Origin of the sequence: Nocardia sp. NPDC004860 (assembly GCF_040609015.1) — a bacterium.
Lineage (GTDB): Bacteria > Actinomycetota > Actinomycetes > Mycobacteriales > Mycobacteriaceae > Nocardia.
In genome coordinates this window covers 97716-124324 of the sequence record NZ_JBEXJI010000015.1, presented here as the reverse complement: position 1 = coordinate 124324, position 26609 = coordinate 97716, and the positions used below count along the sequence as shown (strand labels likewise).

General features: G+C 69.4%; 26 protein-coding genes. 14 read left to right on the top strand and 12 right to left on the bottom strand.

From position 1 onward, the window contains the following. Positions 1 to 8 precede the first annotated feature (8 nt). Together ABZV44_RS25725 and ABZV44_RS25720 are read left to right on the top strand one after the other, a co-directional pair. Positions 9 to 1052, top strand: coding sequence for a 3-oxoacyl-[acyl-carrier-protein] synthase III C-terminal domain-containing protein (locus ABZV44_RS25725; protein WP_354841123.1), 1044 nt, complete (start codon positions 9 to 11; stop codon positions 1050 to 1052). Further along, positions 1049 to 2248: an aminotransferase class I/II-fold pyridoxal phosphate-dependent enzyme gene (locus tag ABZV44_RS25720; RefSeq protein WP_354841120.1), complete on the top strand. Its 1200-nt coding sequence runs from the start codon at positions 1049 to 1051 to the stop codon at positions 2246 to 2248. The genes ABZV44_RS25725 and ABZV44_RS25720 overlap by 4 nt, the downstream gene beginning before the upstream one ends. Here the strand turns inward: ABZV44_RS25720 and ABZV44_RS25715 are convergent. Then, positions 2202 to 3170: a bile acid:sodium symporter family protein gene (locus tag ABZV44_RS25715; RefSeq protein WP_354841117.1), complete on the bottom strand. Its 969-nt coding sequence runs from the start codon at positions 3168 to 3170 to the stop codon at positions 2202 to 2204. The two genes, ABZV44_RS25720 and ABZV44_RS25715, sit on opposite strands and share 47 nt — an antisense overlap. Positions 3171 to 3274: 104 nt before the next feature. Between ABZV44_RS25715 and ABZV44_RS25710 the strand changes: the two genes are divergently transcribed. From ABZV44_RS25710 to ABZV44_RS25690, 5 genes are read left to right on the top strand one after another with little or no spacing between them, the layout of a single operon-like run. Further along, the gene (locus ABZV44_RS25710; RefSeq protein ID WP_354841114.1) at positions 3275 to 4228 is read left to right on the top strand and encodes a TIGR04222 domain-containing membrane protein; all 954 of its coding nucleotides are present in this window, start codon (positions 3275 to 3277) and stop codon (positions 4226 to 4228) included. Beyond that, the gene (locus tag ABZV44_RS25705; RefSeq protein WP_354841111.1) at positions 4225 to 5133 is read left to right on the top strand and encodes a DUF692 domain-containing protein; all 909 of its coding nucleotides are present in this window, start codon (positions 4225 to 4227) and stop codon (positions 5131 to 5133) included. Before ABZV44_RS25710 ends, ABZV44_RS25705 begins: the two co-directional genes overlap by 4 nt. Next, the gene (locus tag ABZV44_RS25700; RefSeq protein ID WP_354841108.1) at positions 5130 to 5480 is read left to right on the top strand and encodes a hypothetical protein; all 351 of its coding nucleotides are present in this window, start codon (positions 5130 to 5132) and stop codon (positions 5478 to 5480) included. The genes ABZV44_RS25705 and ABZV44_RS25700 overlap by 4 nt, the downstream gene beginning before the upstream one ends. A gap of 7 nt (positions 5481 to 5487) precedes the next feature. Continuing rightward, positions 5488 to 5910, top strand: coding sequence for a hypothetical protein (locus ABZV44_RS25695; protein WP_354841105.1), 423 nt, complete (start codon positions 5488 to 5490; stop codon positions 5908 to 5910). Between the two features lie 14 nt (positions 5911 to 5924). Then, a complete protein-coding gene (locus tag ABZV44_RS25690; protein ID WP_354841102.1) occupies positions 5925 to 6356 on the top strand; it encodes a GNAT family N-acetyltransferase in 432 nt (143 codons plus the stop codon). A 3-nt stretch (positions 6357 to 6359) separates the two neighbouring features. Here the strand turns inward: ABZV44_RS25690 and ABZV44_RS25685 are convergent, their stop codons facing one another. Next, positions 6360 to 6764, bottom strand: a complete 405-nt coding sequence (locus ABZV44_RS25685) for an SdpI family protein (RefSeq protein WP_354841100.1) — start codon at positions 6762 to 6764, stop codon at positions 6360 to 6362. 99 nt (positions 6765 to 6863) lie between these two features. Between ABZV44_RS25685 and leuS the strand changes: the two genes are divergently transcribed. Continuing rightward, complete coding sequence (gene leuS / locus ABZV44_RS25680) at positions 6864 to 9737, top strand: leucine--tRNA ligase (protein ID WP_354841097.1); 2874 nt, start codon at positions 6864 to 6866, stop codon at positions 9735 to 9737. Between the two features lie 62 nt (positions 9738 to 9799). Here the strand turns inward: leuS and ABZV44_RS25675 are convergent, their stop codons facing one another. The 3 genes from ABZV44_RS25675 to ABZV44_RS25665 form a co-directional block, all read right to left on the bottom strand. Next, positions 9800 to 10594 carry a polysaccharide deacetylase family protein gene (locus tag ABZV44_RS25675; RefSeq protein WP_354841094.1) on the bottom strand — a complete coding sequence of 265 codons (795 nt, stop codon included), beginning with the start codon at positions 10592 to 10594 and terminating at the stop codon, positions 9800 to 9802. Positions 10595 to 10651: 57 nt separating this feature from the next. After that, a complete protein-coding gene (locus ABZV44_RS25670; protein ID WP_354841091.1) occupies positions 10652 to 11455 on the bottom strand; it encodes a polysaccharide deacetylase family protein in 804 nt (267 codons plus the stop codon). 139 nt (positions 11456 to 11594) lie between these two features. Continuing rightward, positions 11595 to 12299, bottom strand: a complete 705-nt coding sequence (locus ABZV44_RS25665; RefSeq protein ID WP_354841088.1) for an SDR family oxidoreductase — start codon at positions 12297 to 12299, stop codon at positions 11595 to 11597. A gap of 154 nt (positions 12300 to 12453) precedes the next feature. On the opposite strand from ABZV44_RS25665, the gene ABZV44_RS25660 reads away from it, so the two are divergent. Both ABZV44_RS25660 and ABZV44_RS25655 read left to right on the top strand, forming a co-directional pair. Then, on the top strand, positions 12454 to 13794 hold the full coding sequence (locus tag ABZV44_RS25660; RefSeq protein WP_354841085.1) for a glycogen debranching protein: 1341 nt from the start codon (positions 12454 to 12456) through the stop codon (positions 13792 to 13794). Between the two features lie 130 nt (positions 13795 to 13924). Continuing rightward, positions 13925 to 14599, top strand: a complete 675-nt coding sequence (locus ABZV44_RS25655; protein ID WP_354841082.1) for a glycoside hydrolase family 25 protein — start codon at positions 13925 to 13927, stop codon at positions 14597 to 14599. A gap of 40 nt (positions 14600 to 14639) precedes the next feature. On the opposite strand, the gene ABZV44_RS25650 is transcribed toward ABZV44_RS25655, so the two are convergent. The 3 genes from ABZV44_RS25650 to ABZV44_RS25640 form a co-directional block, all read right to left on the bottom strand. Next, complete coding sequence (locus ABZV44_RS25650; protein ID WP_354841079.1) at positions 14640 to 15365, bottom strand: amino acid ABC transporter ATP-binding protein; 726 nt, start codon at positions 15363 to 15365, stop codon at positions 14640 to 14642. After that, entirely contained in the window at positions 15362 to 17185 is a 1824-nt protein-coding gene (locus ABZV44_RS25645; RefSeq protein ID WP_354841076.1) for an ABC transporter substrate-binding protein/permease, read from the bottom strand. The genes ABZV44_RS25650 and ABZV44_RS25645 overlap by 4 nt, the downstream gene beginning before the upstream one ends. Positions 17186 to 17269: 84 nt before the next feature. After that, complete coding sequence (locus ABZV44_RS25640; RefSeq protein ID WP_354841073.1) at positions 17270 to 18046, bottom strand: LLM class F420-dependent oxidoreductase; 777 nt, start codon at positions 18044 to 18046, stop codon at positions 17270 to 17272. Positions 18047 to 18164: 118 nt separating this feature from the next. On the opposite strand from ABZV44_RS25640, the gene ugpC reads away from it, so the two are divergent. Beyond that, positions 18165 to 19235, top strand: coding sequence for a sn-glycerol-3-phosphate ABC transporter ATP-binding protein UgpC (gene ugpC, locus ABZV44_RS25635; protein ID WP_354841070.1), 1071 nt, complete (start codon positions 18165 to 18167; stop codon positions 19233 to 19235). A gap of 48 nt (positions 19236 to 19283) precedes the next feature. Here the strand turns inward: ugpC and ABZV44_RS25630 are convergent, their stop codons facing one another. Further along, the gene (locus tag ABZV44_RS25630) at positions 19284 to 19796 is read right to left on the bottom strand and encodes a helix-turn-helix domain-containing protein (protein WP_354841068.1); all 513 of its coding nucleotides are present in this window, start codon (positions 19794 to 19796) and stop codon (positions 19284 to 19286) included. 123 nt (positions 19797 to 19919) lie between these two features. Between ABZV44_RS25630 and ABZV44_RS25625 the strand changes: the two genes are divergently transcribed. Beyond that, positions 19920 to 21089, top strand: coding sequence for a thiolase family protein (locus ABZV44_RS25625; RefSeq protein ID WP_354841065.1), 1170 nt, complete (start codon positions 19920 to 19922; stop codon positions 21087 to 21089). 390 nt (positions 21090 to 21479) lie between these two features. On the opposite strand, the gene ABZV44_RS25620 is transcribed toward ABZV44_RS25625, so the two are convergent. Continuing rightward, on the bottom strand, positions 21480 to 22505 hold the full coding sequence (locus ABZV44_RS25620; protein ID WP_354841063.1) for a hypothetical protein: 1026 nt from the start codon (positions 22503 to 22505) through the stop codon (positions 21480 to 21482). Positions 22506 to 22628: 123 nt separating this feature from the next. Between ABZV44_RS25620 and ABZV44_RS25615 the strand changes: the two genes are divergently transcribed. Beyond that, positions 22629 to 23612 carry an o-succinylbenzoate synthase gene (locus tag ABZV44_RS25615; RefSeq protein ID WP_354841060.1) on the top strand — a complete coding sequence of 328 codons (984 nt, stop codon included), beginning with the start codon at positions 22629 to 22631 and terminating at the stop codon, positions 23610 to 23612. Here the strand turns inward: ABZV44_RS25615 and ABZV44_RS25610 are convergent, their stop codons facing one another. Beyond that, complete coding sequence (locus tag ABZV44_RS25610; protein ID WP_354841057.1) at positions 23613 to 24125, bottom strand: TIGR04338 family metallohydrolase; 513 nt, start codon at positions 24123 to 24125, stop codon at positions 23613 to 23615. A gap of 11 nt (positions 24126 to 24136) precedes the next feature. Further along, a complete protein-coding gene (locus tag ABZV44_RS25605) occupies positions 24137 to 24976 on the bottom strand; it encodes a DUF2786 domain-containing protein (RefSeq protein WP_354841054.1) in 840 nt (279 codons plus the stop codon). 231 nt (positions 24977 to 25207) lie between these two features. On the opposite strand from ABZV44_RS25605, the gene ABZV44_RS25600 reads away from it, so the two are divergent. Next, the gene (locus tag ABZV44_RS25600) at positions 25208 to 26512 is read left to right on the top strand and encodes an ABC transporter substrate-binding protein (RefSeq protein ID WP_354841051.1); all 1305 of its coding nucleotides are present in this window, start codon (positions 25208 to 25210) and stop codon (positions 26510 to 26512) included. Positions 26513 to 26609 lie beyond the last annotated feature (97 nt).

Genomic DNA, 26609 nt, shown 5'->3' with positions numbered 1-26609 from the left:
TGAGCGCCATGGACTTCACCGACCCCGCCCTCCGGACGGCGCCGCCCGTCAGCCTCGTCGATGTCGCCGGTTACCTTCCCGGTGACCCGGTCGGCACCGAGTACTTCACCCAGTTCTCCCGCTCGGACCGGATGGCCAAGAATGTCATGTTCCGGGCCCCCAGGGGACGCCATCACATCGGCCGCGACGAGACCGCCGTGGACATGGTGGAGCGAGCCGTCGCACCCCTGATCGAACGCCATGGGGCACAGGAGATCTCGAATGTCGACATCCTGCTCACCCATACCCAGCTGCCCGACAATCCGGTGCTGGGCGCCGGGCCGGAGGTGGCGCGCCGGCTGAATATGAAGCCGCGCTGGGTGTTCGACATCCACAACGGCGGCTGCGCGGCCTTCGTCCACATGATGTGGATGGCCCGGATGATCCTGCAGACGACCGACGCACACACCGCGCTCATCGCCTGCACCCAGAACTGCGCGGGCCCGGTATTCACCCAGCCCGATATCCGCGGGCTCGCGCAGGCCCCCGTCCCCGGCGACGGGTGCGGGGTCGGGCTGCTCGTGAAGAACAGCTCTGCAACGATCCTCGACATCGAATGCCGCACCTATCCGGAGTTCGCGGGCGACATGGAGTTCAGCACCAACGGCGAACGCAAGTACTGGGAGCCCGGCGAGGGCCAGGGCTGCGTCACCTTCACCGAATCCAAGGTGGCCAAGGTGATGACGCGCGGCAACCGGCTGGTGCCCGAGGTGGCGCACGCGGTGTGCCGGCGCATCGGGGTGAAGTCCCGCGACATCGACACCTTCGTCACCAACCAGCCCAACCGGCTGTTCCTGCGCAATTGGAACGAGGCGATGGAACTGCCGCCCGAACGGCACCCGGACACCTTCGACAGCTGCGGAAACCTGTTCGCCGCGGGCATTCCCGTGACCCTGGATGCCGAGAACCGGGCCGGGCGGCTGCGCAACGGCTCGGTGGTGCTGATGGCGGCGTTCGCGCACGCCGGGGACTTCGCGGGGGCGGCGGCCGTCCGCTGGGGCGCGGCCCGATGACCCGCCCCGGTGCGGGCGAGCACAGGCGGCCCGTGGCGCGGATCGTGGCGCCGGTGTCCTGGCCGACGGGATTGCGCGGTTCCGAGGTGGCGGGCTACCCCGCCACCGTCGACCCGCACGGCGCGGACACCATCCGCTACGACCTGAGCCTGAGCGAAAACCCATTTCCGCCACTGCCTTCGGTGGTCGCCGCCCTCGACGACTGCCTCGGCAGGGCGAACCGGTATCCGGAATTCCTGCCCCGGCGACTGCCGCGGCTGATCGCCGACCGCCTCGGCGTCTCGGCCGACCAGGTGGTGGTGGGTTCCGGCGCGACCGGGGTGGCCATGCAGATCATGCAGACCCTCCCCCGTGCCGGAACCGAATTCGTCTACGCCACACCGACCTTCGACGGCTACCCGATCATGGCGACCATGACCGGGCTGCGGCCGGTGCCGGTGCCGCTGGACGGCCACGGCCGGCAGGACCTGTGGGCCATGGCCCGCGCGGTGAACGAGCGCACCGGGCTGATCGCGGTGTGCCGTCCGCACAATCCGACCGGCACTGTGCTCCCGGCCAGCGAAGTGAAGGCGTTCCTGTGTTCGGTCCCGTCCCGGGTGCCGGTGATCCTGGACGAGGCGTACGTCGAATTCCTCGGTGCGAGCGACTCTCTCGACGCCGTCGAGCTGGTCGACCGGCACCCCAATGTGCTGGTGCTGCGCACCTTCTCCAAGGCCTACGGCCTGGCCGGGCTGCGCATCGGCTACGCGTTCGGTGCGGCGGAACTGGTGCACCGGGTGCATCGGCTGCAACTGCCGTTCGGGGTGCCGGCCCTCGCGGTCGCCGCGGTGCGCGCGTCCTATGCCGCGGAAGCCGAACTGGGCGAACGGATTCTGCGCATCACCACGGAGCGCGAACTACTGCGCACCGAACTGCGGCGCGGCGGCATCCGGGTGCCGCGCAGCAGCGCCAACTTCCTGTACCTGCCGGGCCGCGATATCGCGCCCGCGCTGGCGCGGGCCGGGATCGTGGCCAAGCGCTACCCGGACGGCAGCGCCCGCATCGCGGTGGGCGATCCGGGTTCGCACCGGGCCGTGCTGCACGCGCTGGCCGCCCGGCCCTCGGCGGGCACCCGTTCGCTGCGGCGCGACGACAGCCGGCTGCTCTCGCTCACGGCGCGCTACGAGCCCACCGCTGCGCGAGGGCGGCACACGTGATCAGCTGAATCTGGTGGAACATCATGAGCGGCAACACGACCAGTCCCACCGAATGCCCCGCGAACAGCACCGTCGCCATGGGCAGCCCGGTGGCCAGGCTCTTCTTGGATCCGCAGAACACCACCACGATCCGGTCGGCGCGATCGAATCGCACCGCCTCGCCGAGGAATCCGGTCGCCACCAGCACGGTGGCCAGAATCGCGCAGCAGACCACGGCCAGCAGCAGAATCCGCCACGGCGACATGGCATGCCAGATGCCCTCGACCATGCCCGCGCTGAAGGCGCTGTAGACCACCAGCAGGATGGACCCGCGATCCACCAGCTTGGTGGGTTCGGCGTAGCGGGCCAGGAAACCTTTGACCTTCGGCCGGATCAGCTGGCCCAGGAAGAACGGCACCAGTAGCTGCAGCACGATGTCCACCACCGCGGACGGGTCCACGCTCGCCTGCCCGGTGGTGTTCATCAGCAGGATCACGAGTGCGGGAGTCAGGAAGACGCCCAGCAGGTTCGACACCGTGGCGCTCACGATCGCGCCCGCCACATTGCCTTTGGCGATGGAGGTGAAGGCGATCGAGGACTGCACCGTGGAAGGCACCAGGCACAGGAAGAGCACACCGGTGTAGAGATCGCTGGTCAGCACGTGCGGCACCAGCACCCGGGCGGCGAGACCGATCACGGGGAAGAGCACGAAGGTGCAGGCCAGTACGGTCAGGTGCAGACGCCAGTGCTTGAGGCCCGCGATCGCCTCCTGCGGCGCCAGGCGCGCGCCGTAGAGGAGAAACAGAAATCCGATGGCGATCTTCGTCAGCCAGCTCACGACCTCGGCCGCCTCGCCCCGAGCCGGGAAGATACTGGCGAGGACGACCATCGCAAGGATCGACAGGATGAACCCGTCTATGGAGAACTTGCTGAGAAATCGCACCGAAACAGGCTAAACACCATGCTTCTTTGGGATAACACAGCACCCGCGCTGCCGCGATACTGGTGGTGATCGACAGTCACGACGACTCCCGAGGTGGAATCGCCATGGTCCTTCGGACCGACGCGGCCGCGGCCGCAACCGATACGTGGGGGATATCCGGCCCGGCCTTCCTCCTGTTCTATGTCCTCGCCGGCCTTTCGGCCATCGCATTCGGCTACGCACGACGCGCGGCGGTGATGCGCGCGGTCGACCCGGCCTGGCCGCCGGCCGGGCCGCTGCGCCCCAGCGAAACCGCCATGCTGGTCGACGACCGGCGTCCGGTGCTGGCCGGGCTGGCACAATTGCGCGGCCACCAGATCATCGACTCCACCGGCGCGCCGGTCCGGCCGCTGACCGCCGCCGAGGAGCAGCAGCTGGATCCGATCTCCCGCACGCTGCATGCGCACCTGCACAGGTCCGGGCAGGCGCGCATGCCCGGCATGCTCGTGGGAACCGCCGGGGCGTCGATGGCGATGCGCGGCGACCTCACCGAGCGCGGCTATCTGTTCGGCGAGAAGCAGCGAAAAGCCCTGCGGACAGCGCGGTTTCCGCTCTTCGTATTGCTCGTGCTCGGACTGGTCCGGCTGATCGCGGGCGCGGCCACCCATCATGCGGTCGGCTTCCTGGTGTTCGCCATGATCGTGCTGGCGATCGTCACCGTCGTGGTGGGCCGGCCGCCGCGCCTGACACAGCGCGGCCGCGACGCCCTCGCCGCCGCCCAGGCCGGCAACCGGCACCTGCGGCCCGCCAACTCGCCCGCCTATTCCGCCTACGGACCCGACAGTGCCGCACTCGCCGTCGCGCTCTACGGCGGGCTGGTGTTGTGGACCCTCGACCCGGCGCTCGCGGGGGCAGCCAGCGTGGTGGCAGGTGGCGGCGGTGGCGGTAGTGACGGCAGCTCCTGCGGCAGTGACAGCGGAAGCTCCTGTAGCAGTAGCAGTAGCAGTTGCAGCAGCGGCAGTAGTTGCGGCAGCAGTAGCAGTTGCGGCAGCAGCTGCGGAGGAGGCTGCGGCGGATGACCGGTTCACCACTTCCCGGGGGGTCGCTGGGCATCGGCTGGCGGCGCGAGATCTGCGGTCTGGTGGCGGCGCTGGAGGGCATCGGATTCTGCGAGGTCATCGCGGAAACGCTGGCGCCCAGGGATTCCGGCGGCCGGGGCGGCGCGTTCCTCCGGCGCGGCCGCGGATCCCGGCCCGGCGTCGACGTGCCCGAGGAGCTGGCCGCGCTGGTGGCCCGGGGCATTCCCGCGGTGCCGCACGGTATTTCGCTGTCGCTGGGCGGTGCGGAGGTGGTGGACGACCGGCGGGTCGCCCATCTCGCCGACTGCGCGCGGGCCCTGGGTTCGCCGCTGGTGAGCGAGCACATCGCCTTCGTGCGCGCGGGCGGCCTGGAGGCCGGGCACCTGCTGCCGGTGCCGCGCACCCGTGAGGCGCTGGATGTCCTGGAGCGCAATATCTTTCGTGCGAGCCGGCAGTTGGATGTGCCGCTGGCGGTGGAGAACATCGCGGCGTTGTTCGAATGGCCGCACGCCGAGTACACCGAGGCGGAATTCCTGCAGGAGCTCGTCGAGCGCACCGGCGTCCATCTCCTGCTCGATATCGCGAATGTCTATGCCAATGCCCGCAATACGTCACGTGATCCACTCACGGAGCTGTCGCGCCTGCCCGCCGAGCGGGTGGCCTACTGCCATATCGCGGGCGGCCACGAGTCCGGCGGCCGCTACATCGACACCCATGTCCATCCCGTCCCCGCCGAGGTGCTGGCCCTGGTCGCCGAGTTCACGGCCGGCCGCGCCGTCCCCCTCATGCTGGAACGCGACGGAAACTACCCGCCCGCAGCCGAACTCACCGCCGAACTGAACGCCATCGCCACCGCCTCCGGCCGCCCGCCCATCACCCTGCGCCCGGAGGCGATCCCGGCATGACCATCGAATCGCCCTGGACGACAGGGACACTCGCCGAGCAACAGGCGGCCGTTGTGCGCGCGCTGGTCGCCGGCGCGCAGCCGCCGCCCGGTTTCGACACGGACGATCTCGCCGCCACCGCACACGGCCTGCTGCACAAGCGGGCCGAGGAGGTGGCGCGGCGGTTCCCGCGCCTGGCGCAGGCCGCCGGACCCGACTTCCGGTCCCGCTACCTGGACTGGGCGCGCACCCGGCCGAAGACCACCACCAGCGAGGACGCCGCCGCCTTCGCCCGCGACCTCGGACTACCCGATCCGCGGCCGCGACCCGGCAGGCGGCCACGGTGGCCCGGCGGCCGTGGACGATGATGCGTGGGTGGCCTTTCTCACGCGCGATCCACACCACGGCTACCGGCCGAACCCGGCTCCGGCGACCCGGACGGCCAGCCGGATTCTGCTTCGATTCGGGCTGGCGCGCTGGGATTTCGTGCTGCGGCAGACGGTCCTCGCGCCCGGCGGGCAGTCCGGGTGGCACTACCACGACGGGACGCTGTTCGTGCTGGTCACCGGCGGTGCGCTCGATCATCCGAAGGCCGATTACACCCCGGTCACCATCCGGCCGTGGCGGGTCTTCCGGGAGCCGAGCGGTCCCGGGCACGCGCACCTGGCCCGCAACAGCGGCCCGCGACCGGTGAAACTGACCGTCTTGTACGTGAATCCGAAGGGGAACCCGCTCGCGCGCAGCATCCCGCCGCCCGCGTGCGCCGGTGAACCCTCGGCAAGTGATCCGGATCATTGAGGCAAGCTGGGCCCATGATCGAAGTCGTCACCGTCAGCACCGAGCAGGAACTAGCCGACGCCTACGCGGTGCGCATGAAGGTTTTCGTGGACGAGCAGGGCGTGCCCGCGGACATCGAGATCGACGAACTCGACGAGACGGCCGACCACTTCCTGGCCCGGCTGGACGGCCGGCCGGCCGGGGCCGGCCGGTTGATCGTGCGGGACGGTGCCGGGGTGCTCGGACGGCTGGCGGTGCTGGCGGACACGCGCGGCACCGGGCTCGGCGTGGCGCTGGTGCGGGCCATCGAGGAGCGGGTGCGCGAACGCGGCCTGGGCGCGGTCGAACTGCATTCGCAGACCCACGCGCAGGGCTTCTACGAGAAGCTCGGATACGAGGCGTACGGCGAGATCGGCATGGACGCGGGCATCCCGCACATCTGGATGCGCAGGTCGCTGGCGAACTGAGGCCTAGGCGGTCTCGCAGGCGTCCCGCAGCGAGCAGGCGCCGCAGGCGCTGCCGCAGCCGCCGACCTTCTCCTCCGGGAACGCGGTGGCGAGCGCCTTCTCGGCGGCAGCCGCACCGGCACCGAGGGTGAACACCGCGATGACCACGGCCACCGCCGCCACGACCAGGGCCGCGATGCCGCCGGCGACCAGCGCGACCGCACCGGCGGCCGCGAGCAGCAGCCCCGCCACCACGGAGGTCGGCGCGGCCACCCGGTTGGCCAGCTTGAAGGATTCCTCGGTCTTCACCGCGGCCTCGGAGTGCACCCCGAAATACCGGTTGCCCGGCAGCGTCCCGGTGAATCCGAGCACGCCCGTGACCACGGCCACAACCGCGAGGACAAAGAGGATCAGCGCCACGACGAACACCCGGTAAACGGTACCCCTACCCTTTTTGGGCTCGGGTGAGGCCACGTTTTACCCTGGTGAGCGACCTTATCGGGGATTGGCTGGACAGAAGGCAGGACCGTGCAGGACACCCGTGCATCCGAAACACCCACCGCGACCGCGGGTGGGGGCGGCGACGTTCCCGCACACCGCTACAACGCCGACCTCGCCGGCCGCATCGAACAGAAGTGGCAGGGCAACTGGCAGCAGCGCGGTACCTTCTACGCGCCCAACCCGGTCGGTCCGCTGCAGGGCGAGACCCCGGCCGACAAGCTGTTCATTCAGGACATGTTCCCGTACCCGTCGGGTGCGGGCCTGCACGTCGGTCACCCGCTGGGCTACATCGCCACCGATGTCTTCGCCCGCTACCACCGCATGCACGGCCGGAATGTGCTGCACGCCCTGGGTTATGACGCCTTCGGCCTGCCCGCCGAGCAGTACGCGGTACAGACCGGCGCGCACCCGCGCGACACCACCATGGCGAATATCGCCACCATGCAGCGGCAGCTGGACCGCCTGGGCCTGGGCCACGACCGCCGCCGCACCTTCGCCACCACCGATCCCGAGTACTACCGGTGGACGCAGTGGATCTTCCTGCGCATCTACAACGCCTGGTACGACACGGGCCTGGGCAAGGCCCGCCCGATCGCCGATCTGATCGCCGAATTCGAGGCCGGCAAGCGGGAAGCCGTCGCGGGCCGCGCCTGGAACGAGCTGTCCCGGTCCGAGCGCAATGCCGCCATCGACTCCCATCGCCTGGTCTACCAGACGGATTCGATGGTCAACTGGTGCCCGGGCCTGGGCACCGTGCTGTCCAACGAGGAGGTCACCGCGGACGGCCGCTCCGAGCGCGGCAACTTCCCGGTGTTCCGTAAGCGCCTGTGGCAGTGGATGATGCGCATCACCGCCTACTCCGATCGCCTGGTCGACGACCTGGACGAGCTGGACTGGCCGGAGAACGTGAAGGCCATGCAGCGCAACTGGATCGGCCGCTCGCGGGGCGCGCAGGTCAAGTTCGAGGCCGGCGCGGATCTGATCGAGGTCTTCACCACCCGCCCCGACACCCTGTTCGGCGCGACCTACGTGGTGCTGGCCCCGGAGCACGAGCTGGTCGACAAGCTGACCGCCGCCACCTGGCCGTCCGGCACCGACGCGCGCTGGACCCTCGGCAACGCCGACACCCCCGCGGAAGCCGTTGCGGCCTACCGGAAGTCGATCGCCGCCAAGTCGGATCTGGAGCGGCAGGAGAACAAGGAGAAGACCGGCGTCTTCCTGGGCACCTACGCCACCAACCCGGTCAACGGCGCGCGCGTGCCGATCTTCATCGCCGACTATGTGCTGAGCGGCTACGGCACCGGGGCGATCATGGCCGTCCCCGGCCACGACCCGCGCGACTGGGACTTCGCCACCGCGTTCGGCCTGCCCATCATCGAGGTCGTCGCGGGCGGCAATGTCGCGGAGGGGGCCCACGCCGGTGACGGTGTCATGGTGAACTCCGGCTACATCGACGGCATGGACATCGAGTCCGCCAAGGCCAAGGTGATCGCCGAACTGGAGGCCAACGGCCACGGCAGGGGCACCGTCCAGTACAAGCTGCGCGACTGGCTGTTCGCGCGTCAGCGCTACTGGGGCGAGCCGTTCCCCATCGTCTACGGCGAGGACGGCGCGCCGCACGCGCTGCCGGAATCCATGCTGCCGGTGCGTCTTCCGGAGATGGACGACTTCGCGCCGGTCACCTTCGACGCCGACGACGCCGACTCCGAGCCATCCCCGCCGCTGGCCAAGGCCACCGACTGGGTGCACGTCGAACTGGACCTGGGCGACGGCGTCAAGAAGTACCGCCGCGACACCAACGTCATGCCCAACTGGGCGGGCAGCTCCTGGTACCAGCTGCGCTACGCGGACCCGACCAATACCGAAATCTTCTGCGCCCCCGAGAACGAGCAGTACTGGCTGGGCCCGCGCACGGCCGAGCACGGCCCGAAGGATCCGGGCGGCGTGGACCTGTACGTCGGCGGAGTGGAGCACGCGGTGCTGCACCTGCTGTACGCGCGCTTCTGGCAGAAGGTGCTCTTCGACCTGGGTGACGTGTCCGGCTCCGAGCCGTACCGCCGCCTGTTCAACCAGGGCTACATCCAGGCCCACGCCTACACCGACGCGCGCGGCGCCTACGTGCCGGCCGCGGAGATCGTGGAGCGGGACGGAAAGTTCTTCTGGACCAATGCCTCCGGCGTGGAGGAGGAGGTCTTCCAGGAGTACGGCAAGATCGGCAAGTCGCTGAAGAACGCCATCTCCCCCGACGAGATGTGCGATCTGTACGGCGCCGACACCTTCCGCTTCTACGAGATGGCGATGGGCCCGCTGGACACCTCGCGGCCCTGGGCCACCAAGGATGTCGTGGGTGCGCACCGCTTCCTGCAGCGGGTGTGGCGACTGGTGGTGGACGAGGAGACCGGCGCGGTGAAGGTCACCGACGGCGAGCCGTCGGCCGAGGCCCTGCGCCTGCTGCACAAGACCATTGCCGGTGTCGACGACGACTACGCCAACCTGCGCGACAACACCGCGGGCGCCAAGCTCATCGAGCTGACCAACTTCCTGACCAAGAACTACGGCGACGGCGCGCCCCGCGCGCTGGTGGAGCCCCTGGTCCTGATGCTGGCCCCGATGTCCCCGCACGTGGCCGAGGAACTGTGGGAACGCCTGGGCCACACCACGGCCCTGGCCCACGGCCCCTTCCCGGTCGCGGATCCCGCACTGCTGGTGGCGGATTCGGTCGAGTACCCGATCCAGGTCAACGGCAAGGTCCGCAGCCGCGTCAGCGTCGCCGCCGACGCCGACCAGGCCGCGGTCCAAGCCGCCGCGCTGGCGGACGAGAAGATCGCGGAACTGCTGGGCGGCAAGGCGCCGCGCAAGATCATCGTGGTGCCCGGCCGCCTGGTGAACATCGTCGCCTGAGGTGACCGGCGTTCGGCCCGGTGCGCGGTGCGCACCGGGCCGAACGCGTGTGCGGCGCAGTCCTACCGGGGCGGGATCAGGACGTCGTCGAGGGTCACCAGCTGCAGGCTGCGTTCCCGGATGATGTCGGTGAGCTGGTCGTAGAGGTGGGTGACCGTCGGCCGGTTGGCGTGACCGATGACGATGGACTGGGCCCGGAACCACTGGCGCGCGGCATCGAGGAGCATGCCGTCGTTGATGACCGGATTGGTGTCGTTCAGGGTGCCATACCACATGGTCGGGACGGTGTAGCCGCAGTCGGCGGCGACGGCGTCGACGCTGCCGTTGTGGCGGCCGAAGGGCGGGCGGTAGTAGGGCGTGCCGTCGGTGCCGTACTGGTTCCAGAGGAAGTCCTTGCACCGCTCGAGCTGGTCGGCGATGGCGCCGCCGGACAGCTTGGTCAGGTCCGGGTGGTCCCAGGTGTGGTTGCCGAGCTGCACCTGACCCGAGTCGACCAGGGGGCGCAGCACATCCCGGTGGTCGAGCCAGCCCGGATAGTAGGCGGTCACGAAGAAGGTCAGCCGAGCCCCGGTGTCCCGGGCGAAATCGATGAAGCCGCGGATGGTTTCGGAACTGGCGCCGTCATCGATGGTGAGCGCCATATGGTTTCCGGCGCCAGGCAGCGCGGTGATGGTGCCCGGCCCGATCGGTGTCTTGGGCCCGAAATCCGGTGTCACCTGCGGTATCCCGGGCAGCTGGGGAATGATTCCGCTGCCGGATCCGATGTCGAAGGGGAAGTCGGCGCGCGATTCGCCCGTGCCCAGCAGGGTGGCGGCCGTACCCGCCGCCAGCATCGTCAGCAGCCGTCGTCTGTCCATTGCGACCCTCATTCAATTCACTACGGTTGAAACTTCCGCTCCCCCAGCGAAAACCGGCTACGTCGGCGAGACCAGCACATCGTTGAGCGTCACCATGGACAGGTTGCGCTCCCGGATGATCTCGGCCAGACGGTCGTAGCAGTGCGTCACGGCGGGATGATTGGCATGTCCGATGACAATGGCCTGTGCGTTGAAATACTTTCGCGCACACTCGATCAGATAGTCCTCGGTAATGACACCGGAGTCGGACAGCGAGCCGTACCACATCGTGGGGACGGTGTATCCGAGATCCGCTGCCACCTTGTCGACCGTAGCATTGTGGCGGCCGTAGGGAGGGCGGAAATACGGCGTCCCGTCCACGCCGAAGGTGTTGCGCAGGAACGTCTTTGCCTGGGTGAGCTGCGTGGCCACCTCGGTGGCGGACAGTTTGGTGAGATCCGGGTGGTCCCAGGTGTGATTGCCCAGCTGGATCTGCCCGGCGTCCACCAGCGGCCGCAGCTCGGCCCGGTGCATGGTCCAGGAGTCGTAATTTGCGGTGACGAAGAAGGTGAACCGCGCCCCGGTGTCCTTGGCGAATTTGATATACGCGCCGACCACGGCCGGATCGGCGCCGTCGTCGACGGTGAGTGCCAAATCGTTGCCGGTGCCGGGCAATCCGGTAATCGTCCCGGCGGGAATGCGGGATTTCTGTGCGGCCGGCGGCGCGGCGAGCACCTTCGGAGTCGGTGCCGCCGACGGTGTTCCGGCGGGTCCGCTGATGCGTGGCGTCACCTTGTGGGAGGGGCCGGACTCCACGGAGCAGCCGGTCAGCGCCGCCGCAGTGCCCGCCGCGAGCATCATGAGCAGCTGTCGTCTATCCATCTCTGTCGTTCACTCCGAAGATATATATTTCCCGGCCTCGCCTCCCTCGCAAGGCCTACCCGTTATATCTACGCGCCGTGAACTGGGCACCAATTCTGTGCGAAATGATTGAAATTCAGGACCGAATTTAAGGCTGCTCTCAGTGTGGGATGGGACGCAGCACGATTTCGGTGGGATGCGCGTCACTCGGGGTCTCCACAGCCTGCCGCACGGCGCGGGCAACCGTTTCGGCCCTGAGGAATTCGCCCGGCCGGTACTCGCGGCCCTCCCCCGCGATGATCTCGCGCTGCATGTCGGTGTCGATGCGCCCGGGATGCACCGAGGTCACCCGCAGCGCGGGCTCCTCCAGGCGCAGTACGTCGCCGAAGGCGCGCAGCCCGAACTTGCTGGCCGCGTACACGCCCCAGCCGGGATTGGCCCGCAGCCCGGCCCCCGAATTGATCAGCACCACATGGCCGTTGGCGGCGCGCAGCGCGGGCAGCAACACCCTGGTCAACTCCGCGACCGCGATCAGGTTGGCTTCCAACGTATTCCGCCACTGCGCCACCGAGGAATCGGCTATCGTTCCCAGGTCGGCGATTCCGGCATTGTGCACCAGTACATCCAGCCGTTCGATGCCCGCTACAGCGCGCGCTACCGCGGCGTAGTCGGTGAGATCCACCGGCCATCCGGCGCTGCCGGGCAGTTCACGCAGTATCGGTTCCAGGGCCCGGGGCGTGCGCGCACCCAGCAGCAGCCGATGCGTGGGCGCCAGTTCGCGGGCAATGGCCGCGCCGAGCCCCCGGCTGGCTCCGGTGATCAGCGCGGTCGGCTGGTCGGTGCTGGACTTCGCGGGATTCGCCATGTGATGACCGTAACCGCGTTACCTCGGCCCGCGATGCTCCGGTCGGGCACACCACCGCTAGCTGATCCACGAGAAGGCGAACGAAGTGCAATCTGGCGATCAGGACCCACCCGTCCATCGCGCATACCTGCGGGTGGGGGCGCAGAATAGGGCGATGACACACCCGGGATTCACGCCCACCCAGCTCGCGGCCCGCGCCGCCTACCTGCTGCGCGGCAATGACCTGGGCACCATGACCAGCGCCGCACCCAAGCTGTACCCGCACATGTGGAGCTGGGACGCGGCCTTCGTGGCGGTGGGCCTGGCCCCGCTCAGCGTGGAGCGCGCCGCGCTGGAACTCGACACCCTGCTCTCGGCGCAGTGGCGCAACGGGATGATCCCGCACATCGTCTTCGCCAATGGCGTGGACGGCTACTTCCCCGGACCCGCGCGCTGGGAATGCCGCCGCCTGGCCGCCGACGCCCCCGACGGCCCGGACACCTCGGGCATCACCCAGCCGCCCGTGCATGCCATTGCGGTGCAACGGATTCTGGATCACTCGCGCCGGCACGGCCGCAGCACCCGCGCGGTCGCCGAGGACTTCCTGAACCGGCGCTGGCCCGATCTCATGCGCTGGCACCGCTGGCTGGCCTATGCCCGTGATCCCAAGCAGCACGGCCGGATCACGCTGTACCACGGCTGGGAATCCGGCATGGACAATTCGCCGCGCTGGGATCGCGCCTACGAGAACGTGATTCCCGGTCCGGACCTGCCGCCCTACGAGCGCGCGGACACCCAGGTGGTGGGCGATCCCACGCAGCGGCCCTCGGACCGCGAGTACGACCGCTACCTGTGGCTGGTCGAGCAGATGCGCCGGGCCGGCTACGACGACTACCAGCTGGCCTCGACCATGAGCTTCGCGGTCGAGGACGTGTTCGTGACCGCCATCTTCGCGCTGGCCTGCGATGTGCTGGCCAATATCGGCGAGGACTACAAGCAGCCGCACGCGGATGTGCGCGAGCTCTACGAGTGGGCCGACTACTTCCGCGCGGGCGTGGTCGCCACCACCGACGCCCGCACCGGCGCGGCGCGCGACTTCGATGTGCGCGCGGACCAGTGGATCGATACCGAGACCCTGGCCCTCTTCGCGCCGCTGCTCAGCGGCGGACTGCCGCGCGACGCCGAACGGCGGCTGCTGCGCCTGTTCGAGGGCCCGCGCTGGTGCGGGCATCCGGATCTGCGCTACGCGCTGCCGCCCTCGACCTCCCCGGTGTCCAGGGACTTCCGCCCACGCGAGTACTGGCGCGGGCCGGTGTGGCCGGTGATCAGCTGGCTGTTCTCCTGGGTCTTCGCCCGCCGCGGCTGGGCGGAACGCTCGTTCATGCTGCGCGCCGAGGGGCTGCGGCAGGCCAGCGACGGCAGTTTCGCGGAGTACTACGAGCCCTTCACCGGCGAGCCGCTGGGCAGCATGCAGCAGTCCTGGACCGCCGCGTCGGTGCTGGACTGGCTGGGCTGATTCGAGTTAACGATTGGCAAACATCACCGCCCTGCCTTCCCGGCCATAGTGGGCGATCGGCCTAGCCTTTCGGGGCATGACCGGACGCAGCCTGATGAAAGCGCTAACAGTCGCAGCTACAAGCATCCTCATGGCAACCCCGGTGGGGGTGGCCGCCGCCGATATCGACGGCCCGGATGTGGCCTCCTGGCAACACCCGGGAGGCGGGGGCATCAACTGGTTCGCGGTGCGCGGAGCCGGATACGAGTTCTCCATGCTCAAGGCCACCGAGGGCCTCAGCTACGTGAACCCGTTCTTCGTGCAGGACAGCCTGGCCATGCGGGTGGCCGGAGTCGCGCGCGGCACCTACCATTTCGCGCGCCCGAACCTGCCGCCGGAACCCCAGGCCGCCTTCTACTCGACGATGGTGCTCGGCCAGAACGGGATGCTCGACCTACCGCCGGTGCTGGACCTCGAGGACTCCGGCGGACTGCCGCCCGCGGCGCTCATCGACTGGACCCACCGCTATCTCGACACGGTCCGGGCCCTGACCGGCCGCATGCCGGTCATCTACACCTATCCCCGCTTCTGGCAGACGGCCATGGCCGACACCAATCAGTTCACCAGCTACCCGCTGTGGATCGCCGACTACCGGGGCAATGACAAGCCCGAGGTGCCGGGCGGCTGGCCGACGTGGACGTTCTGGCAGACCACCAGCTCGGGCAATATCCCCGGCATCGGCGGAGCCGTGGACCTCAATGTCTACAGCGGCGCCCAGGGTGATTTCGCCCGCTTCGCGAACATGCCCTTCAGCGGCAGCAGTTAGCCGCGCCCGCGGGCGCGGTGATCCCCGCCCCGGGCGTCGTTCACAGCACCTGCGACAGGAACTGGCGCAGCCGCGGGGTTTCGGCGTTCTCGAAAAGCGCCTCGGGCTTGCCGGTTTCGATCACCTGGCCGTAATCCATGAAAACCACCTGGTCGGAAACCGAACGGGCGAAGCTCATCTCGTGGGTCACCACGATCATGGACATCCCGCCCCCGGCGAGCTCGGACATGAGCGCGAGCACGCCCTTGACCAGTTCGGGATCCAGGGCCGAGGTGGCCTCGTCGAAGAACATGATGTCCGGCTTCATGGCCAGCGCCCGCGCGATGGCCACCCGCTGCTGCTGACCGCCGGACAGGTTGGCCGGGCGCACATCCGCCTTGCCGGCCAGGCCGACCGCCTCCAGCTGCTGGACCGCCAGCGTGCGCGCCTGCTCCTTGGACAGGCCGTGCAGTTTGCGCGGGCCGAGCGCGATATTGTCCGCGACCGTCATGTGCGGGAACAGGTTGAAGTGCTGGAACACCATGCCGATCCGCTGCCGCAGCCGGTCCGGGTTCTCGCCCAGCACCGACTTACCGCCGAGCAGGATGTCGCCGGCATCGGGTTCGTGCAGGCGGTTGAGCACCCGCAGCAGCGTGGATTTGCCGGAGCCGGACGGCCCGATCACCGTGGTGGTCTTGCCGGCATCCACGTGCACGTCCACGCCGCGCAGAATCTCGTTGCGGCCCAGCGTCAATCGCAGGCCGGTGCCGGTGAGGGAGGCACTCATGCTCCACGCCCTTCCGTGATGACGGCCTGTTCGACCGGGTCCGCGGGATCGGGCCCGCCCTGGGGACGGCCCTCGCGCATGCGCTTGTCGATGTAGTTGACCAGGTGGGTGAGCGGCACCGTCAGCAGCAGGTACATCAGGCCCGCCGCCACCAGCGGCGACAGATTCCCGGTCTGCGCGTTGAGATCCCGGCCCACCGCGAACAGTTCGCGCTGGGTGGCCAGCAGGCCCAGGAAGTAGATGAGCGAGGAGTCCTTGATCAGCGCGATGAACTGGTTCATCAGCGCGGGCAGCACCCGGCGCACGCCCTGCGGGATCACCACCAGCGTCATGGCCTGCCGGTAGCCGAAACCGATGGCGCGGGCGGCCTCCAGCTGTCCGGCTTCCACCGACTGGATGCCGGAGCGGAAGATCTCACCGATGTAGGCGGCGGCCAGCAGCGCCAGCGCGATCGCGCCCAGCCAGTAGGGATTGTTGCCGGTGACGTTCTTGACCACCGGTCCCACGCCCAGGCCGATGATCAGGATGATCACCACGGCGGGCAGGCCGCGGAAGATGTCGGTGTAAACCCGTGCGGGCCAGCGCAACCAGCGAGTGCGGGAGATGCCCGCCACCGCGAGCAGCATGCCGAGCACGGTGCCCAGCAGGCCCGAGACCAGCGCCAGGATCAAGGTATTGGGCAGACCGGTCTTGATCAGGTCCGGGAAGGCCTTGCGGTACAGCGACCAGTCGAAGAAGGTGTCCTTCAGCTGCTGCGCCGTGGATTTCGGCTGCACCGCGCTGTTGTCGGGCCGGTTGCCCGCGTTCTCGGCCGCGATCTTGGCGAAGTCCGGGAGCTGCGGCGCCGCAACGGCTTTGGAACCCGGCTTCCAGCCCGGCGGCAGCTCCCGCGGCACCCAGTCCTCGTACAGCTCGGCGTAGGTGCCGTCGGCGATCACCGCGTCCAGCCCGGCATTGAGCGCGTCGGTGAGCGGCTGATTGCCCTTGCGCACCGCCCAGGCGGTGAAGTTGTTGACGCTGAAGGTGTTCTGCACGATCGAGGTCGGGTCACCCGGCTTGATGGCGCCGATGGCCTGCTGCGACGGCGCGACCCAGGCGTCGATCTGGCCGGTCTTCAGATTCGCGTAGGCGGTGTTGTAGTCGGGGAACTTCACCGGGTCCAGGTGCAGTTCGTTGACGGCGTACTCGTCCTGCACGGTGCCCTGCACGACGCCGACCCGATTGCCGCGGTGCAGATCCGCGAAACCCTTGATGGCACTGCCGTTCGGCACCACCAGCGAGAAATAGCCGAAGTCGTAGCCATTGGTGAAGTCGACCAGCTGCCGCCGCGCGTCGGTGGTGGTGATACTGGAGGAGCCGATGTCGAAGCGGCCGTTGGCGACCTGCGCCAGCAGGCCGGCGAACTCGGTGCCGGTGAACTCCACCTGCAGGCCGAGCTTCGCGCCGATGGCCTTCAGCAGCTCGTTGTCGAAGCCGGTGAACACGCCCTTGGAGTTGACGCAGATGCTCGGCGGCGCGTCGGAGAGGGTGCCGACGCTGAGCTTGCCGGGCGTCAGCAGGCCCAGCTTGCTGATATCGATCTTGGCGGGCGGCTCGGTGGTGGCGGTGGTGAACCGGTCCGCGCCCGCGTTCTGCTGCCCGGAGGCCAGATTGGTCGGTGCGGCGCTGGCCGCGGCCTGGCCGGGCGGCGAACACAGATCGCGATCATCGGCACCGGCACTGCCCGCGAGCGTCGCGATACCGAGCAGACCGACCAGCACAATTCCCGCCAAGGCCGGCAAGCGCCGGGGACGACCTGCGCGCTGCCGCAAAGAAACCATGGCAGACCACCCTAGTGGGGGTGGTCTGCCAGGCCAGAGTCAGCCTCGGCCCGATTCGGCGCACATCACAGTTCAGGCGCGTCGCTAACGCTGATTGAAGCCGTCCCGCCAGGCCACGGCCTCCTGGATCCGGCTCATGTCGTAGTCCGGCCCGCCCGAGCTCACGGTGAACAGTGTCACGCCCGCGTCCGCGTAGCCCTCCACCTGATCCAGGCCCGGCCAGGCGACGGACTTCTCGATGGCGGTGGGATCGGTGCCGACCTCGGCGCAGTGCTCGCCCAGGATGCCGATCTTGCGCTGCAGCACGTCGATGTCGGAGAAGCTGTGCCAGATATCGCCGTACTGGGCGACCAGCCGCAGCGTCTTCTTCTCGCCGCCGCCACCGATCAGGATGGGGATGTCGCGCACCGGCTGCGGGTTCAGCTTGGCCAGCCGATCGGTGAGGCGGGCCATGGAATCCTTCAGCAGCGCCAGCCGGCTTCCGGCCGTGCCGAATTCGTAGCCGTACTGGTCGTAGTCCTTCTGGAACCAGCCCGCGCCGATACCGAGAATGAGGCGCCCGTTGCTGATGTGGTCCACGGTGCGGGCCATATCGGCCAGCAGATCCGGATTCCGGTAACCGCCGCCGGTGACCAGCGCGCCGAGCTCCACCCGCTCGGTCTGCTCGGCGATGGCGCCCAGCATGGTCCAGCACTCGAAGTGCGCGCCCTCCGGGTCCCCGTACAGCGGATAGAAGTGGTCCCAGTTGAAGACGATGTCGACGCCGATGTCCTCACACCGCCGCACCGCGTCCCGGATCAATCCGTAGGTGGGCGCGTGCTGCGGCTGCAACTGAACTCCGATACGAATCGGTCGGCTCATGAGGTGCTCCTCCGTCGGTGATCACTGCGCCCCATTCTGCCCCTCCGCTACGCTCTGGGCCGACCCTCTACTACGGATCGTCCGGCACGTTCCTGCCGGTGAAGGGAAGTGTGAAACCGTGGCAACGGTGACTTTCGACCAGGCCACCCGGCTCTACCCGGGCTCGGCCAACCCCGCCGTCGACGCCCTGAACCTGGAGATCGCCGACGGCGAATTCCTGGTTCTCGTCGGCCCTTCCGGCTGCGGCAAATCCACCTCGCTGCGCATGCTCGCTGGGCTCGAGGAGGTGAGCGACGGCCGAATCCTGATCGGGGACAAGGACGTCACGCACGCCGAGCCCAAGGAACGCGATATCGCCATGGTGTTCCAGAACTACGCGCTCTACCCGCACATGAGCGTCGCGGAGAACATGGGCTTCGCGCTGAAGATGGCCAAGGTCGCCAAGGAGGAGCGGCAGCAGCGCGTGCTCGAGGCCGCCAAGCTGCTCGACCTGGAGCCCTACCTGGACCGCAAGCCCAAGGCCCTGTCCGGCGGTCAGCGCCAGCGCGTGGCCATGGGCCGCGCCATCGTGCGCCAGCCGCAGGTCTTCCTCATGGACGAGCCGCTGTCCAACCTGGACGCCAAGCTGCGCGTGCAGACCCGCACCCAGATCGCCCAGCTGCAGCGCCGGCTCGGCACCACCACCGTCTACGTCACCCACGACCAGGTCGAGGCCATGACCATGGGCGACCGGGTGGCAGTACTCAAGGACGGGCTGCTGCAGCAGTGCGCCTCCCCGCGCGACCTGTACCGCGACCCCGCCAACCTGTTCGTCGCGGGCTTCATGGGCTCGCCCGCCATGAACCTGTTCACGCTGCCGGTCGGCAATGGCTCGGTCACGCTGGGCGGCTGCCCGCTGCCGCTGCCGCGTTCGGTGGCGGCGGCCACCGGCGAGCGGGTGGTGGTCGGCATCCGGCCCGAGCACCTCGACTCGGTCGGCGACGGGGCCGGGATCGCCATGGAGGTGGATGTGGTCGAGGAGCTGGGCTCCGACGCCTACATCTACGGCCGCACCCTCGGTGACGGGGAAACCATTGTGGCGCGGGCGGATTGGCGCAACCCGCCCGCGAAGGGCACCAGGCTCGCGCTGGTCGCCGACTCGGACCACACGTACTTCTTCCATCCCGAGGACGGACGCCGCCTGCACTGACCTTCGGCCGGTTCCAAGGGGGTTCCGGGGCCAAGCCCCCGGGCCCCCTTATTTGCGGGCGCGAGGGCTCCGCGCCTGCTTCCGCCGCCATTCGTCGTTCACCCGGATGCGCAGATTCTCCAGGGAGACTTCGTTTCCCGACGCGCTGCGCAGTTCCGCGCGCACGGGTTCGCCCGTGGCATCCTCGAGCCGCTCCAGTGGCGCGGTGCCGTCCTGCAGGTACTTGTCACCCCACTGCCACAGCGCCACCACCGCGGGCAGCAGGTCCAGACCCATCGGGGTGAGCACGTATTCGTTGCGGGTGCGCTTGCCCTCTTCCTGATAGGGCCGCTTCTCCAGCAGTCCCGCATCGACCAGTTTGCGCAGCGCGCTGGAAGCCGCCGCGTCGGTGATGCCGATCCGCGCCGCGAAGCCGTCGAACCGCGTCGTGCCGTAGTACGACTCGCGCAGGATGAGGATCGCCGAGCGCGTCCCGACGATGTCCATCGCCTTCGCGATCGAACAGGCCTCGGGCTTCCACGAACCCAGATCGCTGAGTTTTCCCTCCAGTACCGCCGACATGACACACATCATACAACGCTGACTTGCCTTCACTATGGTCAGCTCCTACTCTGACTTTAGAGCGATCAAGTCAGACGCCGTTGTCGGACTCGAATCCGGGGCGGCGCGCCTGGAAGGAACGTCATGAGAGACGCAGTCATCGTCGAAGCGGTCCGCACCCCCATCGGCAAGGGCAAGGCCACCGGCGCCCTGCACGGTGTGCACCCCGCCGATCTGCTCGCCCACAGCCTGCGGGAGGTGGTGCGGCGCACCGAGATCGATCCGGCACTGATCGACGATGTGATCGGCGGCGTGGTCACCCAGGTCGGCGAGCAGGGCTCCAACCTCACCCGCCGCGCGGCCCTGGCCGCCGGCTATCCCGAATCGGTCCCGGCCACCACCGTGGACCGGCAGTGCGGCAGCAGCCAGCAGGCCATCCACTTCGCCGCCCAGGGCGTCATCGCGGGGGCCTACGACATCGTGGTGGCCGCGGGCGTGGAGTCCATGAGCCGGGTTCCCATGGGCGCCAACCTGATCGGGACCGAGGACATCGCGGGCGCCGGCTTCGCCGAACGCTACCCGGAGGGCCTGGTACCGCAGGGCATCAGCGCCGAACTCATCGCCGCCAAGTGGGGCCTGAGCCGCACCCAGCTCGACGAGTTCGCCCTCGCCAGCCACGAGAAGGCCGCCGCCGCAACCAAGAACGGCTCCTTCGAGGCCCAGATCGCCCCCTACGCCGGGCTCTCGCACGACGAGGGCATCCGCGTCGGCAGCACGCTGGAGGCGCTGGCCGGGCTGCGACCCGCCTTCTACAGCGAGGAGATGGCGGCCCGCTTCCCGCAGATCGGCTGGAACATCACCGCCGCCAACGCCAGCCAGATCAACGACGGCAGCGCCGCCACCCTCATCATGACCAGTGAACGCGCCGACCAGCTCGGACTGCGCCCGCTGGCCCGGCTGCACAGCTTCTCCGTGGCCGGCGACGACCCGCTGCTCATGCTCACCGCGGTCATCCCCGCGACCCGGAAGGTCCTGCAGCGCTCCGGACTCGAACTCTCCGACATCGACCTGTTCGAGGTGAACGAGGCCTTCTCCTCGGTGGTCCTGGCCTGGGCGCAGGAGACCGGGGCCGACCTGTCGAAGGTCAATGTGAACGGCGGCGCCATCGCCCTGGGCCACCCCCTGGGCGCCTCCGGCGCGCGGCTGGCCACCACCCTCGTGCACGCCATGCACGAGCGTGGCGCCCGCTACGGCCTGCAAACCATGTGTGAGGCAGGCGGTCTCGCCAACGCCACCATCTACGAGCGCCTCTGACCCGGTCCCGGCGGCCCAGCAGGAGACCGCCACGACCGCCGCCAGCAGGCCGAGCACCCACGACTCGGCCAGCAGCGGAAAGGCCACCAGGGCCGTGGGCCAGGCGCGCTGCCGCAGCCGGACGGCGCGCAGGGTCCACAGCGGCACCAGCAGCAGGGTCAGGCCGATGCCCAGCCAGGCCACGGCGAAAGCCAAGGGGAGAAAACGGGTGTCATCGCCCGAGCCCGCGAGCGCGCGGTACTCGGGCACGAAACCCGCCAGCACCCAGGCCGAACCACACGCCGCGATGTAGATCAGCAGGGTCACAACGCAATCCGCGGCCGTGATCGGCGGCCGCCGCCAGCCGGCCACCCTTCCAGGATGCCGGGTGCTCCGCGGCAGCGGTGGACATCAGCTGACGGCGGTGGCCACCAGGATGTGCCCCGCACCGCCCGCGACGAGAATCACGGGCAGCGCGATCGCGGTCCAGATCCAGCCCCGGCGGCCCGTCATGGCCGCCACCGAGGCCAGCACCAGCGCGCCGACCAGGGCCAGGAACATGCCGCCACCACCGATCAGCAGGCCCCACAGCGCCGATGCGGGTGGGCGGATCACCACGCACTGCACCGAGAAGTCCTTCTTCGCGGTGCAGCGATTGTGGATCAGGTCGAAGAGCTTCGCGAACAGGTCGTAGGCCCAGCCGAAGGCCAGGGCGACCCCGGCCAGATACAGCACTGCCGAGATCAGAATGTCCTTGCGGCGCAGCGACTTACGATCCGGCGCGGCACTCGGCAGCGCCGCCGCGGCCGCCTCCGCCGGGGGCAGCGTGGCGGGCATGGTCCGATCGGCCTCACCGGGCGCCTGCGCGGAACCGCCGCCGACCACGTACTGCGGATCCGAAGCCCACGGCTGCGGCAGCACCTCGGTACCCATGGGCGGCGGGACCACTCCGCCGGGCGGCGAGTAGTTCCCGCTCGGCGGGCGAGCGGAATGCTGCTGCGGCCCAAGGGAGCTCACGGGTGCCTGGCCCGGATAGCCGGGACGGGCGGGCGATCGCGGTGCGCCGCCCGGCACCGAGTGCGGGCGCGGATCCTGCGGCGAACCGACCGGTCCGCCCGGCCGCGGTGGAGCACCGGCATTCCCGGGAGCCTGGGGCGGCACCGGCGGCGGGCCCTGCCGCCCGCCCTTGGGCACGGTCGGTCCGGCCGGGTCCATCGCGCCGGGCCGCGGCGCACCGGCGGGCGGCTGCGGTGGCGCGGGCGGTGGGGGCGGACCCTGGCGGCTCCCGCCGGGCAGGGTCGGTCCCGCCGCATCGATGGGTTCCCCGGGCCGCGAGCCCGGCGCGGGTGGCTGCGGACGTCCGGGTCGCTGCGGCGATCCCGGACCCGCTGGATGATCGTCGCGGCCCGGACGGCGGGGCTCGTTGGGCGGGTTCATGTTTGCGGTCTCCCCCAAGGCGCAGGTCTATGGAGCCGGGATCGGCTTCATTCGGCATTGTCGCCGGGCCCGGGCCGCGCCGCCACCTCTTACCGGACCGAGGTGGTGAGTAGGGTGCGGTGGATGAGCGACAGCGGCGATGCGGTGGATTTCGAGTCGGCGGTGGTCTACGCGATTCCCCTGCGAACCCGGTTCCGCGGGATCACCATTCGCGAGGGCATGCTGATTCCCGGTCCCGCCGGCTGGGGTGAATTCTGCGCCTTCCCCGAGTACGACGACCGCGAGGCGGCGGCCTGGCTGGCCACCGCGGTCGAGCAGGCCGTGGCCGGATGGCCGGAACCGGTGCGGGATCGGATTCCGGTGAACTGCATCGTGCCCGCGGTCGGCCCGGAGCGGGCGCGGGAGATCGTCATCGGATCCGGCTGCCGTACCGCCAAGGTGAAGGTCGCCGACCATCCGGATTCCCTGGCCGAGGATCTGGAGCGGGTGGCGGCGGTCCGCGAGGCGCTCGGTCCGGACGGCGCGGTGCGCGTCGACGCCAATGCGGTCTGGGATGTGGACACCGCGGTCGACCGGATCCGGCTGATCGACCGCGCCGCAGGCGGTTTGGAGTACGTCGAGCAACCCTGCCGGACCGTCGAGGAGCTGGCGGCCGTCCGCAAACGGGTGGACGTGCGCATCGCCGCCGACGAATCCATCCGCCGCGCCGAGGATCCGCTGCGGGTGGCGGTGGCGGGTGCGGCCGACGTCGCGGTGCTGAAATGCACTCCGCTGGGCGGGGTCCGGCGCGCGCTGGAGGTCGCCGCGGCCGCCGGACTCCCCTGCCTGGTGTCCTCCGCCCTGGAAACCAGTGTGGGCCTGGCCGCCCAGGTCGCCCTCGCCGGCGCCCTCCCCCACCTGGACTTCGCCTGCGGCCTCGACACCCTGTCGCTGCTCACCGGCGATGTGGTGACCGAGCCGCTGCGCCCGGTGGATGGCTACCTGCCCGTCCCGCGCACCGCGCCGGCACCCGATCCGGACCTGCTCGAGCGCTACCGGCACCCCGACCCGGAACGGACCGACTGGTGGCGGCAGCGCCTGGACCGGGTCCGGAAACTTCTACCCTGATCAGGCAATTCGCACGCCGCACGAATACATGGTGGTGCGCAGCAACAGCGCGGCCTCCGGCCCGATGACACCATCCGTCAACTCCAGGTAGCGGCCGCAGAATTCGGGCCCGTGCGGCGCCACCTCGGTGCGCTCCGGCTCGAGGTGGTGGGCGAGTTCGTGCAGGATCACCAATTCGCGCAGGGCCCAGGCGGTTCCATGGGCGTGCAGCGGCACCGCGAGCACCGACCCGGCCGTCTCGTAGTGCGCCGCCTGCGCTCCCGCGCGCGCTCGCACCGTGACCGGCCGCGCCGCCCCGTCCCACCGGGCGCGCACCCAGTTCAGCGCGAGTACCCGATCCACGTACGCCTGTACCGATTCCACCGACGCGAACCGCCGCTCGATCGGCAGCGTGAGATGGGACCCGTGCACTTCGACGGTCCGCGCGCCGAATTCGTCGGCGCGATCGAACATTCCGCGCACCAGCCCCTCGGCGTCGTACACCCGGGACCGCTGCGCATCGCGGACGGCCATGCGCGCGTTCGCTATTCGCCCGCGCCGCGGGGCAGCTCCCCCCGCACGCCGCCCAGCTCCGGCGAATCACCCAGCCGCGCGGCCTTACCCGCCCGGTCACCGGCCCGCCGCGCGGCCGCCGAGTACCCGGCCGAGGCCTGCGGGCCGCGCCAGGTACCGCGCGCCTCGGAGGTCCGGGTGTAGAAGTCGGTGAGCGCGAGCTCCTTGTCGCGCAGGGCGAGCGCCGTTCCGGTGGGCACGGATTCGGCGGCGTCGGCCCGCACCGCCTCGGTCTCCACATCCGCCTTGACCTCCGCCAGGCGGCGGCCGATGCGGGCGGCGAAGGCCATCTGGAAGTTCAGGCGCGCGGTCACCGCGGCCACCGGCACCTCCACCGGCCGGTGGAAGGTGCGGCCGTAGCGGCGCTCGATCACCACCTTCTCGGTGGTGGCCGAACGGTAGGCGCCGGACTTGATGTACTGGTCGGAGGCACGCACCATCTGGATCAGCAGGCTGGTGTAGAGCGCCTCGCAGGTGTCGATATCGGTGTCGAATCCGTAGGCGTACACCGTTGTCGACGATCGGGCCACATCGCAGCGCACGTCATTGGCCGCGGCGATGGCCACGAACAACTGCACATAGGTTCGCAGCCCGCGCTTTCCGGCCTCGCCGATCGGAATCACCCGCTGCGCCGGCGTGGGCCGCCGCTCCCGATTCGCGATATGTGCCCGCGCCACCGCCAGATCCACCGACGAGCTGCTCGCGAGCCGCTGCGCGGCGGCCAGGAAGGCCTCGGCCTCGTGCTCGTTGTCGGTCGATTCGGCCTGCCGCAGCAGTCCCCCGATCCTGGTGAGCATCTTGTCTGTATCCAATTGCCCTCCGCTTCGCTCCGGGCTGGTTCGCGGCCCCGAGGTCTCGATTCTTCCCTCCTCCGCTCCTCCGCTTCGCTCCCCCGCTCCGTCGGTCCAGAATCGAGACGGCCGCGAACCTCTGGGATGATCAACAAGGTAGCCCCGGCGGACGATAGCGTCACCATGTATCTTGCCTTGTGCACCCCCGGCTGAGTGTGCCACTGGTCACTCATCAACCCTGGAGTATCCGCGATGGCTTTGAAGAAGGTGTCGTCCCTACGATCGACGCTGGTTCCGCGTGCCGTGCTGGCCGTGACCTCGGCGGCATTGCTGACGGCGACATTCGCCAGCGGCTGCTCCAGCAGCAACAGCGGCAGCAACTCCACCGCCGAAAACCTCACCGGCCGTGGGCCGATCACCTATGTCGAGGGCAAGGACACCACCGAGACCGGCGCCGTCAAGCAGCTCATCGAGCGCTGGAACGCCGCGCACCCGGACGAGAAGGTGACCTTCAAGGAGCAGTCCAACGACGCCTCCCAGCAGTACGACGACCTGGTGCAGCACCTGCGCGCCAAGGAATCCGACTACGACGTGGTGGCACTCGACGTGCCGTGGACCGCGGAGTTCGCCGCCAAGGGCTGGATCCAGCCGCTGAAGGACTCCTTCGCCATCGACACCTCCACGCTGCTGTCGCCGCCGGTCGCGTCGGCCACCTACAACGGCACCCTGTACGCGGCCCCGCGCAACACCAACGGCGGCCTGCTGTTCTACCGCAAGGACCTGGTGCCCGAGCCGCCCAAGACCTGGACCGAGCTACTGGCCGACTGCCCGAAGGCCAAGGACGCCGGAATCGGCTGCTACGCAGGACAGTTCGCGCAGTACGAGGGTCTGACCGTGAACACCGCCGAGGTCATCAACGCCTTCGGCGGCAGCTTCGTCGGCTCCGACGGCAAGACCCCGACCGTGAACAGCCCGCAGGCCAAGCAGGGCCTGCAGACCCTGGTCGACGCCTACAAGAACGGCGACATGCCGAAGGAAGTCATCACCTTCAAGGAGCCGGAGTCGCAGAACGCCTTCGTCACCGGCAAGGTCATGTTCATGCGCGGCTGGCCGTCCTCCTTCGGTGAGGCGGGCTCCGACGCGTCCGCGGTCAAGGACAAGTTCGCGGTCGCCCCGCTGCCCGGCAAGGACGGCATCGGCGCGTCCACCCTCGGTGGCTACAACGCCGCCATCAGCGCCTTCTCCAAGAACAAGGCCACCGCGCTGGACTTCCTGCGCTTCCTGATCAGCGAGGACGCCCAGCACATCGTGGCCGCCGGCGCGCTGCCGCCGGTGCGGGCCTCCGTGTACGACGACCCGGCCCTGATCGCCAAGATGCCGTACCTGTCCGCGCTGAAGGACTCCATCGCCTCCGCGGTGCCGCGGCCGGTGACCCCCTTCTACCCGGCGGTGTCGAAGGCCATCCAGGACAACGCCTATGCTGCGATCACCGGAACGGAATCTGTCGACGCCGCGATCGATGCCATGCAGAAGGGCATCGAAACCGCCGGATCCTGAGCCGCGCTCACACCCGATGCGCCCACCACGATCCATCGCGTAGCCCCGTAGGAGAGAAGAAAAGGTGTCACGTCCTTCGGGAGCGACCGATGTCGCG

Bases quoted from the DNA above. Each gene is read 5' to 3' on its own strand.
- ABZV44_RS25725 (WP_354841123.1), top strand. From the start codon at position 9: ATGGACTTCACCGACCCCGCCCTCCGGACGGCGCCGCCCGTCAGCCTC.
- ABZV44_RS25720 (WP_354841120.1), top strand. From the start codon at position 1,049: ATGACCCGCCCCGGTGCGGGCGAGCACAGGCGGCCCGTGGCGCGGATC.
- ABZV44_RS25710 (WP_354841114.1), top strand. From the start codon at position 3,275: ATGGTCCTTCGGACCGACGCGGCCGCGGCCGCAACCGATACGTGGGGG.
- ABZV44_RS25705 (WP_354841111.1), top strand. From the start codon at position 4,225: ATGACCGGTTCACCACTTCCCGGGGGGTCGCTGGGCATCGGCTGGCGG.
- ABZV44_RS25700 (WP_354841108.1), top strand. From the start codon at position 5,130: ATGACCATCGAATCGCCCTGGACGACAGGGACACTCGCCGAGCAACAG.
- ABZV44_RS25690 (WP_354841102.1), top strand. From the start codon at position 5,925: ATGATCGAAGTCGTCACCGTCAGCACCGAGCAGGAACTAGCCGACGCC.
- ABZV44_RS25675 (WP_354841094.1), bottom strand. From the start codon at position 10,594: ATGGACAGACGACGGCTGCTGACGATGCTGGCGGCGGGTACGGCCGCC.
- ABZV44_RS25670 (WP_354841091.1), bottom strand. From the start codon at position 11,455: ATGGATAGACGACAGCTGCTCATGATGCTCGCGGCGGGCACTGCGGCG.
- ABZV44_RS25665 (WP_354841088.1), bottom strand. From the start codon at position 12,299: ATGGCGAATCCCGCGAAGTCCAGCACCGACCAGCCGACCGCGCTGATC.
- ABZV44_RS25660 (WP_354841085.1), top strand. From the start codon at position 12,454: ATGACACACCCGGGATTCACGCCCACCCAGCTCGCGGCCCGCGCCGCC.
- ABZV44_RS25655 (WP_354841082.1), top strand. From the start codon at position 13,925: ATGGCAACCCCGGTGGGGGTGGCCGCCGCCGATATCGACGGCCCGGAT.
- ABZV44_RS25650 (WP_354841079.1), bottom strand. From the start codon at position 15,365: ATGAGTGCCTCCCTCACCGGCACCGGCCTGCGATTGACGCTGGGCCGC.
- ABZV44_RS25645 (WP_354841076.1), bottom strand. From the start codon at position 17,185: ATGGTTTCTTTGCGGCAGCGCGCAGGTCGTCCCCGGCGCTTGCCGGCC.
- ABZV44_RS25640 (WP_354841073.1), bottom strand. From the start codon at position 18,046: ATGAGCCGACCGATTCGTATCGGAGTTCAGTTGCAGCCGCAGCACGCG.
- ABZV44_RS25630 (WP_354841068.1), bottom strand. From the start codon at position 19,796: ATGTCGGCGGTACTGGAGGGAAAACTCAGCGATCTGGGTTCGTGGAAG.
- ABZV44_RS25625 (WP_354841065.1), top strand. From the start codon at position 19,920: ATGAGAGACGCAGTCATCGTCGAAGCGGTCCGCACCCCCATCGGCAAG.
- ABZV44_RS25620 (WP_354841063.1), bottom strand. From the start codon at position 22,505: ATGAACCCGCCCAACGAGCCCCGCCGTCCGGGCCGCGACGATCATCCA.
- ABZV44_RS25615 (WP_354841060.1), top strand. From the start codon at position 22,629: ATGAGCGACAGCGGCGATGCGGTGGATTTCGAGTCGGCGGTGGTCTAC.
- ABZV44_RS25610 (WP_354841057.1), bottom strand. From the start codon at position 24,125: ATGGCCGTCCGCGATGCGCAGCGGTCCCGGGTGTACGACGCCGAGGGG.
- ABZV44_RS25600 (WP_354841051.1), top strand. From the start codon at position 25,208: ATGGCTTTGAAGAAGGTGTCGTCCCTACGATCGACGCTGGTTCCGCGT.